At 54.8% G+C, this 16,017-nt stretch carries 11 protein-coding genes; 2 read left to right on the forward strand and 9 right to left on the reverse strand.

The window, feature by feature from the left end; translation table 11 throughout:
• The 7 genes from HMPREF9412_RS23065 to uvrB form a co-directional block, all read right to left on the reverse strand.
• On the reverse strand, nucleotides 1–721 hold a 721-nt coding region (locus tag HMPREF9412_RS23065; protein WP_009594277.1), incomplete at its 3' end, for a GTP-binding protein.
• 247 nt (nucleotides 722–968) lie between these two features.
• A complete protein-coding gene (locus HMPREF9412_RS23070; protein ID WP_009594274.1) occupies nucleotides 969–2,900 on the reverse strand; it encodes a stalk domain-containing protein in 1,932 nt (643 codons plus the stop codon).
• Nucleotides 2,900–3,976, reverse strand: a complete 1,077-nt coding sequence (locus HMPREF9412_RS23075; RefSeq protein WP_009594283.1) for a S1C family serine protease — start codon at nucleotides 3,974–3,976, stop codon at nucleotides 2,900–2,902. The genes HMPREF9412_RS23070 and HMPREF9412_RS23075 overlap by 1 nt, the downstream gene beginning before the upstream one ends.
• A 244-nt stretch (nucleotides 3,977–4,220) precedes the next feature.
• Nucleotides 4,221–4,430, reverse strand: a complete 210-nt coding sequence (locus HMPREF9412_RS23080; protein WP_009594213.1) for a hypothetical protein — start codon at nucleotides 4,428–4,430, stop codon at nucleotides 4,221–4,223.
• 218 nt (nucleotides 4,431–4,648) lie between these two features.
• On the reverse strand, nucleotides 4,649–6,226 hold the full coding sequence (locus tag HMPREF9412_RS23085) for an S-layer homology domain-containing protein (protein ID WP_009594234.1): 1,578 nt from the start codon (nucleotides 6,224–6,226) through the stop codon (nucleotides 4,649–4,651).
• A 334-nt stretch (nucleotides 6,227–6,560) separates the two neighbouring features.
• Nucleotides 6,561–9,428, reverse strand: coding sequence for an excinuclease ABC subunit UvrA (gene uvrA / locus HMPREF9412_RS23090; protein WP_009594289.1), 2,868 nt, complete (start codon nucleotides 9,426–9,428; stop codon nucleotides 6,561–6,563).
• 100 nt (nucleotides 9,429–9,528) lie between these two features.
• Entirely contained in the window at nucleotides 9,529–11,520 is a 1,992-nt protein-coding gene (gene uvrB / locus HMPREF9412_RS23095; RefSeq protein ID WP_009594250.1) for an excinuclease ABC subunit UvrB, read from the reverse strand.
• A 303-nt stretch (nucleotides 11,521–11,823) separates the two neighbouring features.
• Here uvrB and HMPREF9412_RS23100 point away from each other — a divergent pair, with 303 nt between their 5' ends.
• Together HMPREF9412_RS23100 and HMPREF9412_RS23105 are read left to right on the forward strand one after the other, a co-directional pair.
• Nucleotides 11,824–12,618 carry a flagellar motor protein gene (locus HMPREF9412_RS23100; RefSeq protein WP_009594287.1) on the forward strand — a complete coding sequence of 265 codons (795 nt, stop codon included), beginning with the start codon at nucleotides 11,824–11,826 and terminating at the stop codon, nucleotides 12,616–12,618.
• Nucleotides 12,602–13,417, forward strand: coding sequence for an OmpA/MotB family protein (locus HMPREF9412_RS23105; protein WP_009594278.1), 816 nt, complete (start codon nucleotides 12,602–12,604; stop codon nucleotides 13,415–13,417). The genes HMPREF9412_RS23100 and HMPREF9412_RS23105 overlap by 17 nt, the downstream gene beginning before the upstream one ends.
• 261 nt (nucleotides 13,418–13,678) lie before the next feature.
• Here HMPREF9412_RS23105 and HMPREF9412_RS23110 read toward each other — a convergent pair whose 3' ends face one another.
• Both HMPREF9412_RS23110 and HMPREF9412_RS23115 read right to left on the reverse strand, forming a co-directional pair.
• Nucleotides 13,679–14,842: an ABC transporter permease gene (locus HMPREF9412_RS23110; RefSeq protein ID WP_009594248.1), complete on the reverse strand. Its 1,164-nt coding sequence runs from the start codon at nucleotides 14,840–14,842 to the stop codon at nucleotides 13,679–13,681.
• A complete protein-coding gene (locus HMPREF9412_RS23115) occupies nucleotides 14,835–16,016 on the reverse strand; it encodes an ABC transporter permease (RefSeq protein ID WP_009594243.1) in 1,182 nt (393 codons plus the stop codon). The genes HMPREF9412_RS23110 and HMPREF9412_RS23115 overlap by 8 nt, the downstream gene beginning before the upstream one ends.
• Nucleotide 16,017: the final 1 nt, after the last annotated feature.

The raw sequence follows: 16,017 nt of genomic DNA on the forward strand, positions 1-16,017 counted from the left end.
CCGCCTCGGGATCGTAATCCGTTACCGTCAGCAGATCCAACTGATGCATGAAATGGGTTACGCCCACGTTCTGCAGGGCAGATCCGCTGAAGCACGGAAACAGCTCCCCCTTCCGCATCATTGCTATCATCGCATCCAGCCACCGAGAAGCCTCATACCCTTCTTCCATATAGAGCTCCAGCAGCTTCTCGTCCCGCTCCGCAATAAACTCAATGAGCGAAGACTGCATCAGGCCTTCCTGCAGCACATCCTCCTCGGTGATCCAACAGACGTCTTCGGCAAGCTCGCTGCGAATCTCCGCCAGCACGCGCGGCACGTCTGCGCCTACCCGGTCGATTTTATTGATAAACAGGAACGTCGGCACGCCATGCTTGCGCAGTAACTGCCACACCGTCTCCGTATGCCCCTCGACACCTTCCACGGCGCTGATCACGACAACGGCGGCATCCATGACTTGTATGGCCCGCTCCATTTCCGGCGAGAAGTCGACGTGACCCGGCGTATCGATTAAATAATACGTGGAACCGTTAAAATGCATGGTTGCCTGATCGGCAAATACGGTAATGCCCCGTTCTTTTTCAATGTCATGACGATCAAGATATGCGCTCTGGTGATCCACCCGGCCGCGCTCCTGAATCGTATGGGTCGTATATAACAATTGCTCCGCCAGCGTGGTCTTGCCCGCATCCACGTGGGCGAACATGCCTATCGTTTTTTTCATCCGCTTATCCCTCTTCTACAAGCCGGTTTCATGAATGATCCATTTGCTCTCACTTTTTAATTTTAACATATCAGGCCGCCTGATCGGCACATATGTTCTACATTATTCGGATGGGGGCCCGTCATTCCGCTGACTAAACCAAAATAGCTGCCCATCCGCACCCCATGAGTGCAGCAGGACAGCTGTCGGTGTTATCAAACATTCGCTTTAATCCATATGATATGAGTTCATAATTCCATTCTGCGGATTATTTCACCAGCTTAAACGAGGAGAGCGTGCGCGCCAGCGCCGCTTGCTGCACTTCCGTTGCATTGGCATCATTCAGCGTTGTCATGATCGTGTACGCGATATCTCCGCTTTCAAAGACGATTTCCTCGGTCGTATAACCCACGCCGTTCTTCACCTGATGCACCTTGAACGACACGGCAGGCACGCCGGCAAACGTGATCTTATCGACGCCCAGCAATTTCACCGACGAAGCCGCGCTGGCTTCGTTATAATACCGTTTCAGATTGCTGACGATGACTTCAGCTGCTGTATCCTTTTGGGCAGTAATTTCAAAACCGCCCCCGGCAAAGCCGTACTCCACGATTCCCTGCTCGAACTGATCGTTCAGCGGCTCCCAGTACCTTGGAATATCGATATGATAGCGGTACCTCTCGGAGCTTTTGCTTCTCATCTGGGTTTTATCGGTCAGGTAGCCCTCTTCGCCGATGCGGCCGAAATTTGCCGGCACCACATCGTAATCGATCTCGATTGATTCGAGAACCTTTTTCCAGTTGGAAGCCGTCCGTTCCTGCCCATCCGGTACCACATACTCCAGATAATAGCGGTAGCCGTTCTTCTGGACCATCACTTCATATTCCGTTATCCATTTATTCCCGAAGTTGTACCGAACCTCTTGAATCTGCCCTTTGACGCCGGAAATCTCCACAGGCGTAAGTCCGACGTATTCGTACGATTCCTCGACGAAGGATTCCGTCAGCCAGTCTTTGAGGCGCTGCCCCCAAGCGGCGAGGGTACCATCGGCCCCCGTAGGAGCGGATGTCACCGAGACGGACAGATAGCCCTCTCCTTCGCTGCCGTATAACATGTCCTTGTTGTTGATTTCCCAGCCTGCCGGAATGCCGAACCATATGCCGTATTCTTCGTTTCCTGCCTCGCGGAACCCATCCACGATGGAGGATACGTCTTTTACCGATTTGTCTCCTGCCCGATAGGCTGTTCTGAAAGAGCCCAGCAAGCTCGCGTGTTGGTCCATATCTTTATAGTGAACCGCTTCGGCATCGGCAAAATACAGTTCATAGACGCGGTCGTTGGCATAATACTGCCGACCTTCCCACAAGACGCCGTCGACATCGCGGGAGATCACTCTGGCATACGGAACCGCTGCGCTTGTGACCGTCTCTTGGTGCAGCACAACATCTCCGGAGTCGCCCACTTCCTTCAGGAGCCGTTCCAGCAGATCATCGGGACTCAGCTTCACCTTGTGGGAGAATGCGTGCACCTCCAGGTAATAGCGGCCCGTAGCATCATTGAAAGCCGAACCGCTCTCATCGTCCGTGCCTCTTCCAACCATCATCCAGGAGGGATAATTCAAACTCCAATCATAATAGCTGTTCCCGATTCGGGTCTTCCCGGTCGTGTTGTTGATTTCGCTTTCATCCTGCTTCTCTTCCTTATCCGTGACCATGAGGCTGATGGCCAGCTTGCCCTGGGAGGAGCTTACCTTGGCGCCGATTCCCGCCGCAACCGGGCGCAGCGGCACCATCAGCGTACCGGACACCATGGTCGGTTCCACCGGCAGCTGCACCTTTTTCCCGTCGATCCATGCCGTCTTGTTATCCATCACGAGCACGACCGTATGCGGCCCTTGCAGCAGCCGTATCCGGTTCTCGCCCTCCAGCCTGATCTCGCTGCCAAACGCTTTCTTGAATACGCCCAGCGGTACCATCAAAACACCCTGCTTCAGCTGCGGCTTGGCAATCGTGTAGGAAGTGTCATTGACCGAGGCTGTGCTGCTGCCGTTTTGCACGGTCAGTATGCGCTTCTCCGGCACAATCGCTTCATCTCCCCATACGGGAAGCGACAACGTCATAAATAACATCAGCGCCGATAAGGTTCCGGCTGTCACCTGACGCAGGCGCCGGCTAGTTTCCGTTCTTTCTCTCTTTTCCATTACTCGGCCTCCCCAACGCTTGACGAAGCAGCTCCGTTACCGTCCTGGCTGAGCGTCAGTTTTACGTTCACGATATCCCCATCCCGCTGCATCAGCAGCTGAACCTGCTGACCGGGCATATAGGGCTTTAACCGTTCGTTGATATCAACAACGGAATAAATGCGCTTGCCGTTAATCGCATATAATACGTCATCCTCCTGAATGCCGGCCTGCTTGGCCTGCTCGGACAACACCTTTGTAACGGTCAACGGATCGTCCGAAGGGAGACCCACGATGGCGGACCAGCTCTCTTCCAGCTCCAATCCGAGTCCGGCTCTAATCACCTCGCCGTATTCCAATAAATGCCCCACAACGTAGCGGACCGTTTCCGCAGGTATGGAGAAGCCCATATTTTCAATGCCGACGGCGGCGAACTTCTTGCTGTTGATCCCGATAACCTCGCCCTTCAAGTTGACGAGCGGGCCCCCGCTGTTGCCAGGATTAATGGCGGTATCGGTTTGAATCAGGCGATAAGAGCCGTCTACGCTCCGGTTTAGCCCGCTTACCACGCCCACCGAGGCCGAGTTTCGCAGCGAGAACGAGATCGGCGTGCCAATGGCAACAACCGTTTCTCCGACAAGCGCATGCTGCGCTGTTGCCGCAAATTTGGCCGGCTTCAGGGACTTGGCATTGATTTTGACCAACGCAATATCGCTCTTCGGATCGCTGTATACGCCCTTGGCTTTATAGGATTTGCCATCTGCGGTCACGACCGTGATTCCGGTAAGCCCGTCCACCACATGGGCGTTCGTCACGATCCAGCCGTCCGACTTCCAGATGACTCCTGTGCCATGCGCCAGGTTGTATCTGTCGTCCACTTCGCCGCTTCCTTGAGCGGCCTTCCCGATAATGCCGACCACCGACGGCGACATCCGGCTGATGACTTGAGGCACTTCGTTTTGCTCATATGTATTCTTAGGCTTCGCGCTTGTTGCATCCGCAACCTCTGCCTGTGTGAGCATGCCGCTGCTTCCTGCCAAAATGACGGTCCCTAGCAGCATGGCCGCGGATCTTTTTTGCCATTGTACGTTTTTCAATTGGTATGTTCCTCCCCCGGTTCCATCCTCTACCCAACTTGTACTCCTCAATTTATCATGTTTTTCCATTTGTAACCATTGCTGATACACCTATTTCTTTTACGTTTTTCCTGCGGATCGTGTAACTTGCCCTCGAAGAAACAAAAAGACGCCTTCACACTGCAGGTAGCAGAAGGGCGTCTTGTTTGTATGTATTTCATTCCATTCGTCATGAAGCCGCTTTAATAGCGTGCATCACGCCAACCTAATTGTTAAACCATCCTGTAATCATGGCATAGTCAGAATACAAGAACACAAATAAGCTGACGAGACCGAAAGCGATTGCGAATTTATTTTTTTGACGGGCCATCAACAGGCGAACCACGCCAACAAAGATCAGAATCGTAAACAAAATCATGAAAATGTCAAATGTCTTAAATGTCGCGGTCGCATCCGATGCTGCTGCAAGGATCATGAAACGTACCTCCTCGTGGGTTTCTTCTCGGGCAAATTTACATATCTTCTTCTATGTTATCCATGTGCCCGTCCAGATGCAAGCCCTCCGCCCCGAAAAATGAAAAAAAGTCATAGAAATTTCTCATTTTTAACCAAATTGTCAGACATTAGCATGACTTTCATCATGGCAGGGACTAGATCAAGCTAACGAAATGGAGCCTTGCACAGGTTGTTCCGTTATCCGAGAGGTACCCGGGTTGGATCGAGAAAGGGATCCTCATACTCCTCCTGGTCCTCGGGTTCCTCTGGAGCCGACCCCTGCTCGGTTACAGTCTCCTCCGCCAGATCCTCGCTTGGCAAAGCCACGGAAGGATCCATGATCGTAATCCGATCCACGGGGTCCTTTCTGACATCCAAAGTTACCTCGTTGGACGGTTCGCTGCGGATATGCCATTCGTTCACGGCGACCACATGGATCGTATACCGGCCGGGCAGACCTGCCAGCATATGGAGATTCGGAATGAGATAGGCCGGACTCTCTAACGGTTCATCGTTCAAACGCGCCCCAGCTCCGTCGGGTCCTGTGTAGTATACATGATAGGTTACGCCTTCCTGTGCATCTGACCAGGTTAAAGCAATGGATTCATCTTCCTCATTTAGGATGGCCTGAAGGCCGGATACTTTATTCGGGCGGCTCGAAACTTCGTTAGAGTAACCGCTCTTGCCGACGCTGTTCACAGCCTCGATCACATAGTAAGAGGGCTCTTGAAAACGTACATCCGATATGGCATAAGAACCTGCGTTCACATTCGCTCCGCCAGCTAATAAGGCATACCCCGCTCCCGATTGTCCGCTGGAATAGATATTGTAGGTTACGCCCTGCTGATGCGTCCAGCTTAATTGAGCCTGCCCCTTCACATGGTGGAACCTCAGATCGTTCGGAGCTGATGGTGCCGCTGTTGGCAAAGCCTCCGATACGGTAGCTGAAGGTCCCTTCTCTGTCGGAGCTTGCGTTGGTCCGGAATGATCAGGAGTTGCCGAGGTTGATCCCGATGAAGTAGCAACGACGCCATGTATGACCGGAAGAGGGCTTTTCAGCGGTGTTTCCGTTTCGCCCACGTCAGCATTCAAATCGATTGACGCCACGGATTCCAGCCATTTGGCTGTAGCCCAGACAGCTTCTTCCCGAGTGACGGTGCCCTTGGGTTTCAAAACGTCAATGCCGGATACCCGAAACAGTCCTAATTCCAAGGCCAGTGCCATAGCTTCCTTGGCATCATTGCTGGAGGATCCCTCCTCTAAATTCTGCTGTGAAGGTTCCGCGCCGGATCCGATCTTATCGGAAATCCCTTGCAGAGCTCTTTGATACAGCATAGCCATATCCTGACGCGTCAGCGGCAATCCAAGCCCGAATCTCCCGCTGCCGACCCCTTTTACCAGCCCTTCCTGAACCGCAGTTTCGATCGCCGTGAAGGCATAATGATCCTTAGGCACATCCTTAAAGGTAATGACTTCCGGAGGACTATCCGCATTCAGGTTTAACGTATGGACGATGAATATGACAAAATCCTGCCGGCTTATAGCCTCTGTCGAGCTAGACTCCCCCTGCCCGTCTAGGGGAAGGAACCCTTTATTTAATCGGGTAAGGGCTTCCTGTGCATCGAAGTGTTTCACATCCGAAACGGATACCCCCATCTCTGCCTGCACGCGATCCGAAACGGGTACCCCTACCTCTGCCTGTACGCCGTCGGTTGAGTTTATGTATAAAGCACTTGCTGCCAAAACGATCAGAATGGAACAGGTGATCCTCTTCATACAATCCCTCCGTTTTAACGAAATCACCAAGATCATACCATATCCTGGAATGCGAAGATATTGGAGGATAGCATGAAAATAACGCCGGACATAGGTGCATTCCTTGAAGGTTTCTCTAAATGACTTGCTCGCACCGCTCCCTGTCCGGAGGGCTCGTGGTCCGGGGCATGCTTCGATGGCTGTCGACCATCACAAAAAAAGAGTCCCTGGCAATTCCACCAGGGACTCCTCTCCTTTTTCTACTAACCCCGGGATTGAAAATCGCGAGGCGGTCATTTCATGGTCAGGCAATTCCTATGCCGACAAAGAACAACTTTACGTCCGCTAACGTTTATTAGCGGGCTGCTTCCACCTTGTTCAATTCCTCGGTTCGCTTCGTATCGCGTTCCAGAATCGGCTTCAGATATTTGCCTGTGTAAGACTCTGGCACCTTGACCAGATCCTCAGGCGTTCCCGTAGCGATAATGGTACCGCCGCCGCTGCCGCCCTCCGGACCCAGGTCGATCAGATAGTCCGCTGTCTTAATGACATCGAGATTATGCTCGATGACAAGGACGGACTCCCCGGATTCCACCAGGCGGTGAAGCACGACGAGCAGACGATCGATATCGTCCACGTGCAGGCCGGTGGTCGGCTCATCCAGGATATACATCGTTTTGCCTGTGCTGCGGCGGTACAGCTCGGAAGCCAGCTTCACGCGCTGCGCCTCGCCGCCGGACAGCGTGGTGGCAGGCTGACCCAGCGTAATGTAGCCCAGGCCCACATCCATCAGCGTCTGCATCTTACGGTGAATTTTCGGAATGTTCTGGAAGAAGTCCGTTGCATTCTCCACCGTCATCTCCAGGACTTCGGCGATGTTCTTGCCTTTATATTTGACTTCCAGCGTTTCGCGGTTATAACGCTTGCCCTTGCACACTTCGCAAGGCACGTAGATATCCGGCAGGAAGTGCATCTCAATCTTGATAATGCCGTCTCCGCGGCAGGCCTCGCAGCGTCCGCCCTTCACGTTAAAGCTGAAGCGGCCCTTCTTGTATCCGCGAATCTTCGCTTCATTCGTCTGGGAATAGATATCCCGGATATCGTCGAAGACGCCTGTATAGGTTGCCGGGTTGGAACGCGGCGTACGGCCGATCGGTGACTGGTCGATATCGATGACCTTCTCGATGTGCTCCAGACCTTTCATTTCACGGTATTGCCCCGGACGTACCTTCGCCCTGTTCAAATCCCGAGCGAGCGTCTTGTACAGGATCTCGTTGACCAGCGTCGACTTGCCGGATCCGGACACGCCCGTTACCGCCGTGAAGACGCCAATCGGAATTTTCACGTTAATATTTTTCAGATTGTTTTCCTTCGCGCCCTTGATCTCCAGCCAGCGTCCATCGGTCTTGCGGCGCTTGCTGCTGACCGGAATGAACTTACGGCCGCTCAGATATTGGCCCGTCAGCGAGTTGGGGTCGTTCATAATCTCCTTCGGCGTTCCTTCCGCAATGACCTGGCCGCCATGAATGCCCGCGCCCGGGCCGATGTCGATGATATAGTCCGCGGCCATCATCGTGTCTTCGTCATGCTCGACCACAATCAGCGTGTTGCCCAAATTCCGCATATGCTCCAGCGTCGAGATCAGGCGGTCGTTATCCCGCTGATGCAGCCCGATGCTGGGCTCGTCCAGAATGTAGAGCACGCCCATGAGGCTCGACCCGATCTGCGTGGCTAACCGGATCCGCTGCGCTTCGCCGCCGGACAGCGTTCCCGCCGAACGGCTGAGGGTCAGGTAATCCAGCCCGACATTAACGAGGAAACCCAAACGGCTGTGAATCTCCTTCAGAATGAGATTGGCAATCTGTTTTTCTTTCTCGCTAAGCTCCAGATGATCGAAGAATTTCAGGGATTCTCCGATCGACAAGCTGGTAACATAGGCCATGTTGCGATCATTAATCGTAACGGCCAAGCTTTCCTTACGGAGACGATGGCCTTTGCACACATCGCAGGGCTTGCTGCTCATATAGCCTTCGATGTATTCGCGTATGCCCTCGGAGTTCGTATCGCGGTAGCGGCGTTCCAGATTCGGAATGATGCCCTCGAAGGTGACGTGCGCTTCCTTCCGCTGACCGAAGTCATTCTCATAACGGAAGTGAACCTTCTCTTTGCCCGTTCCGTACAACAGTTTATTCATCTGTTCCTGGCTAAAGGTACTGACCGGCTTGTCCAGCGGAATGCCGAAATGCGCGCAGACCGATTTCAGAAACTGCGGATAATACGTGGATGTGCCCCCGCTCCATGCGGCAAAGGCGCCTTCCTCGACGCTTTTGCTCATATCCGGCACAAGCAGCTCTGGATCCACGATCATCTCCACGCCCAAGCCGTCGCAATCCGGGCAAGCACCGAATGGCGTATTGAAGGAGAACATTCTCGGTGTCAGCTCTTCCATGCTGAAGCCGCAGATCGGACAGGCAAAGTTGGAGCTGAACCGCAGCTCCTCCTGACCCATGATATCGACCAGGAGCTGGCCCCCTGACAGGTTCAATGCCGTTTCGATCGAATCGGCGAGGCGTGCTTCGATATCATCCTTCACCACGATCCGGTCCACAACCACCTCGATCGTATGCTTTTTATTCTTCTCGAGCTCGATGTTCTCCGACAGATCGCGAAGCTCCCCATCGACGCGCACCCGAACGAAGCCCTGCTTCGCAATGTCGGCAAACAGATTCTTGTGCTCGCCCTTGCGGCCGGAAATGACCGGGGCGAGAATTTGCAGTCTCGTCTTCTCGGGATACTGCATGATGCGGTCTACCATTTGCTCGACTGTCTGGGAGGTAATCTCCACGCCATGCTCCGGACAGTGCGGGTGTCCGACCCGGGCGAACAGCAGACGCAAATAATCGTAAATTTCCGTCACGGTGCCTACCGTCGAACGCGGATTGCGGCTCGTGGTTTTCTGGTCAATCGATATCGCCGGCGACAGGCCTTCAATGGAATCGACATCCGGCTTCTCCATCTGTCCGAGGAATTGGCGCGCATAAGCGGATAAGGATTCCACGTAACGGCGCTGCCCCTCGGCATAAATCGTATCGAATGCGAGGGAGGATTTCCCCGAGCCGCTAAGCCCCGTCAGAACGACAAACTTGTCACGCGGTATCGTGACGTCGATATTTTTCAGATTGTGTGCGCGGGCGCCTTTGATCACAATTTTTTCACTGGCCAAACGATATCATCTCCTACTCCATATGGCATGCATGTGGTGCTTATATTTCACAAAGAGAACGACCGCATAGGCCGTCCCCCTTGTCATTCGTCTCTCCATATTACTCGGCCTGCAGTTCCAGCAGCGCGTCACGAAGCTCGGCCGCACGCTCGAATTGCAAATTCTTCGCCGCTTCCTTCATCTCGGCCTCGAGGCGTTGGATCAGCTTCTGACGCTCTTTCTTCGACATCTTCTGTCCTTCGCCCACCAGGTAATCCGCCTTGCCCTCGGCGACCTTTGTCGCTTCGATGACATCGCGCACCTTCTTGCGGATCGTCTGCGGCGTGATGCCGTGCTCCTCGTTGTAAGCAACCTGGATGCTGCGGCGGCGCTCGGTTTCCTTGATCGCCCGATCCATCGAATCGGTGATCTTGTCGCCGTACATGATAACCTTGCCTTCCGAGTTCCGGGCCGCCCGTCCGATCGTCTGGATGAGCGAGCGGTCGGAGCGCAGGAACCCTTCCTTGTCCGCATCCAGAATCGCTACGAGGGAAACCTCCGGCAGGTCGAGTCCCTCCCGTAGAAGGTTAATACCCACCAGCACGTGGAATGTACCAAGCCGCAGATCGCGCAGGATCTGCATCCGCTCCAGCGTCTTGATATCGGAGTGCATGTAACGGACCTTGATTCCGATTTCCTTCAGGTAATCGGTCAGATCCTCGGCCATTTTCTTCGTGAGCGTGGTCACGAGCACGCGCTCGTCCCGGTCCACGCGATCATGGATCTCGCCGATCAGGTCATCGATCTGCCCTTCGGTCGGGCGCACGTCGATGATCGGATCAAGCAGGCCTGTCGGCCGGATGATCTGTTCGACCATCGTATCGCAGTGCTCCATCTCATACGGTCCCGGCGTGGCCGATACATAGATGATCTGGTTCACCTTCTCCTCGAATTCCTCGAACTTCAGCGGCCGGTTATCGAGCGCGGACGGCAAGCGGAAGCCATGATCGACCAGCACCGTTTTACGTGCCCGGTCACCGTTGTACATCGCGCGGATTTGCGGCAGCGTAACGTGCGACTCATCAATGACGAACAGCATATCGTCCGGGAAGTAGTCGAGAAGCGTATATGGCGTAGCCCCAGGCTCCCTGAAGGTCAGGGGCCCCGAATAGTTCTCGATCCCGGAGCAGAATCCGACTTCCTTCATCATCTCGATGTCGTAACGGGTGCGCTGCTCCAGCCGCTGAGCCTCCAGCAGCTTGCCTTCCGAGCGCAGCAGTTCAAGGCGCTCTTCCAGTTCGCGCTCGATATTCACGAGCGCTACCCGCATCGTCTCTTCGCGGGTGACGAAGTGAGACGCCGGGAAGATGGCGATATGCTCGCGTTCCCCAACCAGCTCGCCCGTCAAAACATCGATCTCTGTGATCCGTTCGATTTCGTCGCCGAACAGCTCGACGCGAACGGCATGCTCTCCCTTCGAGGCCGGGAAGATCTCGACGACATCCCCGCGCACGCGGAACGTGCCGCGCACGAAGTTGATATCGTTCCGCTGGTATTGGATATCGACCAGCCGCGACAGAATCTCGTTGCGCGGCTTCTCCATGCCTACCCGGAGCGAAAGCAGCATTTCCCCGTACTCGTGCGGCGAACCCAAACCGTATATGCAGGATACGCTTGCCACGATGATGACGTCGCGCCGTTCGAACAGCGAGCTCGTGGCGGAGTGGCGGAGCTTATCAATCTCTTCATTAATGCTGGAATCCTTCTCGATATACGTATCGGAGGAAGGAATGTAGGCTTCCGGCTGATAGTAATCGTAATAACTCACGAAATAATCCACCGAGTTGTTCGGGAAGAATTCCTTAAACTCGCTGGCCAGCTGCGCAGCCAGCGTCTTGTTGTGCGCGATGACGAGTGTGGGACGGTTTACCTTGGCGATTGTCTGCGCGATCGTAAACGTCTTACCCGTTCCTGTTGCACCTAGCAGCGTCTGATGTTTTTTCCCTTGGCGGAGTCCTTCGACCAACGCATCAATAGCCGTGGGCTGATCGCCCTGCGGCTGGAATTCAGACTGGATCTCAAAGGATTTGGTACTGACAACTAAATCGCTCATTGCCCTTCATCACCCTCATACTCTAAAATGAAATTCATGCTAAAAGATATGTCGAAACTTCCCGATGATATACTATGGGAAATTAGTGGTGTCTGCGTAAGGAATAAGAATATTTGTTCCCGTCTCATTATACCCTTTACGTTTTTTTGATGCAAACAGTTTAATGAAAATTTCAATAAGTTCCAGGGCAAATGTTTAAGTCCCCGGCTTCCACGACTTCGGGAGCCTTCAGCGTTCATGTCGAACTTGCGGAATACGAACCGATGATCTTAATTAACTTCCTTAAGGAGATGATACAGCGTTATGGATATTACGATTATTCTTGGCATTCTCGCCGGCCTGGCCGCGTTGATCGGAGGGTTTTTATGGGAAGGCGGGCATCTGAGCGGCCTGCTGCAAGGCGCGGCTGCGCTCATCGTATTCGGCGGGACCATCGCCGCCGTCATCGTCAGTTTCCCCGCCACCCGGCTCCGCACGATCCCCGCTGCGCTCAAGCTGGCCTTCGGCCGCAGCAACCGTTCGTCGGACGAACTGATTGATGCCATCGTCGATATGTCGGTAACGGCCAGAAGAGACGGGGTGCTGGCGCTCGAGCGCATCTCGGCCGAACACGAGGATCCGTTCCTGCGGGAAGGCATGCAGATGGTCGTGGACGGCAACGACCCGGAAATGGTGCGTCAAATCCTGGAGCTCGATATCAATGCCGCCGAGCAGAAGCACGAAGGCTATGCCAAAATTTTCGAGTCCGCCGGGGGTTATGCCCCTACCATGGGGATCATCGGTACCGTCATGGGATTGATCCACGTGCTGGGCAGCCTGCAGGACCCGACCGGTCTCGGCCCGTCCATCGCTGTCGCGTTTACCGCCACTTTATACGGCGTCGCAAGTGCCAATATTATCTTTTTGCCCATTGCGTCCAAGATTAAAGCACGTTCCGAAGAAGAAATTGTAAAAATGGAGCTGCTGCTCGAAGGAATCATGGCCGTTCAGAACGGAGAGCACCCGCTGTTGGTTCGCAAAAAGCTAGCCTCCTTCGCTTCCGCAGGCACCACGGACATTCCGTCCTCAAGGGGGATCGCGCATGAGACAGCCGAATAGACGGCGGCGTCAGCGCAAACAGGCCGAAGGCGAACAGCGCGACCGCTGGATGATCACTTATGCCGACCTGATTACGCTGCTTCTGATCTTTTTTGTTGTGATGTATGCCATGAGCCGGCTCGACACGGAAAAATACAAGCTCGTCACCCAATCCCTGCAGGCTACCTTCCAGAGCGGGGACAGCATCCTGGAGATGGGCTCGGGGATTACCGGCACTGCCGATACGGAGAACCATAAGAATCCTCCGCCGAAGCCTGCTGCCGATGAGGAAGGCGAGGACAAGGATACAGGGCAAGAACCCCTAACCGAGCGCGAGCTCGCTTTCCGTGCCCAGGAGGAAGAGCTGGCGAACTTTATGGGGCTCATTCAGCAATACGTGAAGGATAACCAGCTCGAAGAGGACATCTTCATCTCGGACGAGCCGCAGGGGATTGCCATTACGTTAAGCGACCGCTTCCTGTTCGATGTCGGCAAGGCCGAGCTTAAACCTGGAGCCGCTCCGGTTCTGGGCAAATTAGCCAGCCTGTTCGGCGATTTAAACACCACGGTGAGCATCGAGGGGCATACGGACAACGTGCCGATCGGCCGCTACTCCAGCTACAAGGACAACTGGGAGCTCTCCGGCGCCCGGGCGATGTCAGTACTGCGATTCTTCCTGGAGCACAGCAAGCTGGACCCGGGAGGCTTCCAGTATGCAGGCTATGCCGATACGAGGCCGGCCGCGGACAACGCGACCGCCGAAGGCAAGCAGAAGAACCGCCGGGTTGAAATCACGGTGTTGCGGCAGCTTAAGGAGTAGGCGATTGCCGCAATGACCGGCCCATGGACTTCCATGCTTTGCGTTAAGAATGCAATCCGTAACACATCCGCATAAACCAATAAGCGCCCGGCAGACTGAATCGGCATGGATTCAGATCTGGCGGGCGCTTTTGCATATATAAACACTGGTTCGATCACTGACGGCATTCCTGAGCGTCGCAAGGTTTACGGCAAATTCGATATACAACTTCCGATCGAAGCTTCAAGAGCTTTTTTACGGAGGAATCCTGGAGCGAATATTTTAAGCGCCGTGCCCAACCCCGCTCTCGCTCGGCCGCAGGACAGCGGAACCGACGGCCAGCAGAATGACCGCCATCAGGCCCAGCACGGCCAGCGGCAGTGCGATATCGGATAACGTGCCGCCCGTAGCCGCGGTCTCCACCGCCTCAATGGCCCATTTTTGCGGGATGAAATTAGCGATCTTCTGCATGAACTCCGGCATGATGGCAAGCGGCCAGAAGCACCCGCCCAGCATGCAGGTCGGCGTGACGATCATGGAATTGATCATGGCCGCATTTTGCCCATTCCGGATCAGCCCGGCGACCGTGCTTGCCACGCCTAACGATACGAGCATGAAGGCCATCAGAATAAGGAAATGCAGCATGAACGGAACTCCGTAATCGTAGCGAAGGACATACCGGCTTAGCACGAGCACGATGATCACCTGCAGCGAGCCGACCACCAGGCTGCCCAGAAAATTACCTAAAGCGATCTGATAGGCGCGCACCGGCGCCGTATACATGCGGGACAGCGTTCGCTGCCTGCGGTCATCAATCATCATCGACACCACGCTGGAGATAAGGGTCATCATGAACATCAGGGTAAATCCCGTTACGTTCGAGAGTCCCGGCTTCGCATACAGATTCAAATCCGTGACTTCGGTGTCCACCCGATTCAGCGCGGATTGCTTGAGCACCTCTTGCAGCGCCGGCATACGATCCGCGTCCGGCTCCGAGGTCTCCCGGATCAAGGCAGCCGTACCGCTTAGGCGCGTAACCACGGAGTCCGCCGTCATTCGAATCATCACCGAGGCTTCCGAGGTGGAGACTTCGTATATTTTAACCGCCGGCCGTTGGCCTTCTATTAATCCGTCGCTGAACCCCTGCGGAATATAAACGCCAACCGTGCTTTTATTCTCCACCAGGTCTTCCCTCAGCATATTCTCGGACCCGGACTCCTTGAGCACGTATTGGCCGCTTCGCTCCAGTTCATTCATCAAGTACCGCCCTGCAGGTCCATCATCCTCGTTCACGTAAGAGACCAGAATGCTCGCGGCCGTGGTCTGCCCCAGAAGGAACACCGTCAAGGTAACGACCACGCAAGGAACCAACAGATAGACGATCCAGCCTCTTTTTCGTCCCAGCGTGCGTCTCACCATATGCCAGGCAATGGTTAAGCTATGCATGGTATCCCACCTTCCTGTACGTAATCATGGCTGCAGCCGACAGGGCCGCGGTAATGGCCGCCAGCGTGCCCACGCAAGTGACAATCAAATGCACGTCGCTGTCCAGCATCATCCGCAGCATGCTCTGCATTGCCCAATGGTTAACGGTGAAGGCGCCGAGCTTCTGGAAGAACTCCACGGGCAGCGGCATGAACCCTCCGCTGACAAACGTCATGGCGATAATGATCGCCTGCATCAGCCCTCTGGCTGCTGCCGCCGTTGAGGAGACCAGGGTAATGAACGTGGCTATGGTCATGGACGATAACGTGATCAATACGCAGACCATGATGAGCAGCAAGGGGTGCGGCCCCCATTTGACGCCGTACAGCCACATGGATCCAAGGACGATAGCGGCGGCCTGTGCCAGCGTGATCAGGCTGCACCCGATAATTTTCCCGGCAAACACGGTTCCGGGGTTAACGGGCGCGCTTTGCAAGCGATACAGGGTCCGGCTTTCCCGCTCGCCCAGCAGGCTGCTGCTGGCCATCAGGCCGGAATACAACAGGAACATGATCAGCATGGAGGCTGCGTAATATTGGGCTGCGGAGTACGTCGCTCCTTTCTCGCTCAGCTGACCGATCGTAACGTTGGGTCCGTCCGACGCATCGACAGGCGCTGCCGCTTGGGCCGCAAGAACTTGGTCTCCGCCCATAACGGCTACCTCCGCCTGTTTGTGATTGGCATTGGCGATAAAGGTCTTGAAGACAGTGTCTGCCACGAGGTTTAGTTCACGGTCTCTTCCAGGCAGCAGCTCAAGCTTCACGTCCGCTCCCTGGCTCATTCGTTCATCAAAGGAAGCAGGAACCACCACCGCGTAATCGACCTCGCCCCGGCGCAGCTTTTCTTCGGCTTCGTCTCGGCTGGATACCACCTCGGATTCCAGTAGGTCCTGAATCTCCGGCAAGCCGGTCAGTGCCTGCATGCTCCCCGGCAGCTGTCCTCCAGCCTCGGCATCTAACACCAATCCCACTCGGACCGATGGCTGTTTAAATTCCTGATCATTACCAAACCAGCCCGACAGCGCGTTTCCCAATATGAAAATAAGGATCAGCGGCAGCAAAAATTGGTTGATCAGCACCGATCGGCTGGTGGCCATCCGCTTCAGCTCGAACCAGGCGATAATCATCGTATTCATC

The sequence above is a fragment of the Paenibacillus sp. HGF5 genome (genome assembly GCF_000204455.1).
Lineage (GTDB): Bacteria > Bacillota > Bacilli > Paenibacillales > Paenibacillaceae > Paenibacillus_AQ > Paenibacillus_AQ lautus_A.

Coding starts and splice junctions, on each gene's coding strand:
- uvrB (WP_009594250.1), bottom strand. CDS start 11,520: ATGAGCGATTTAGTTGTCAGTACCAAATCCTTTGAGATCCAGTCTGAA.
- HMPREF9412_RS23110 (WP_009594248.1), bottom strand. CDS start 14,842: ATGCATAGCTTAACCATTGCCTGGCATATGGTGAGACGCACGCTGGGA.
- HMPREF9412_RS23080 (WP_009594213.1), bottom strand. CDS start 4,430: ATGATCCTTGCAGCAGCATCGGATGCGACCGCGACATTTAAGACATTT.
- HMPREF9412_RS23070 (WP_009594274.1), bottom strand. CDS start 2,900: ATGGAAAAGAGAGAAAGAACGGAAACTAGCCGGCGCCTGCGTCAGGTG.
- HMPREF9412_RS23115 (WP_009594243.1), bottom strand. CDS start 16,016: ATGAATACGATGATTATCGCCTGGTTCGAGCTGAAGCGGATGGCCACC.
- HMPREF9412_RS23085 (WP_009594234.1), bottom strand. CDS start 6,226: ATGAAGAGGATCACCTGTTCCATTCTGATCGTTTTGGCAGCAAGTGCT.
- HMPREF9412_RS23105 (WP_009594278.1), top strand. CDS start 12,602: ATGAGACAGCCGAATAGACGGCGGCGTCAGCGCAAACAGGCCGAAGGC.
- HMPREF9412_RS23100 (WP_009594287.1), top strand. CDS start 11,824: ATGGATATTACGATTATTCTTGGCATTCTCGCCGGCCTGGCCGCGTTG.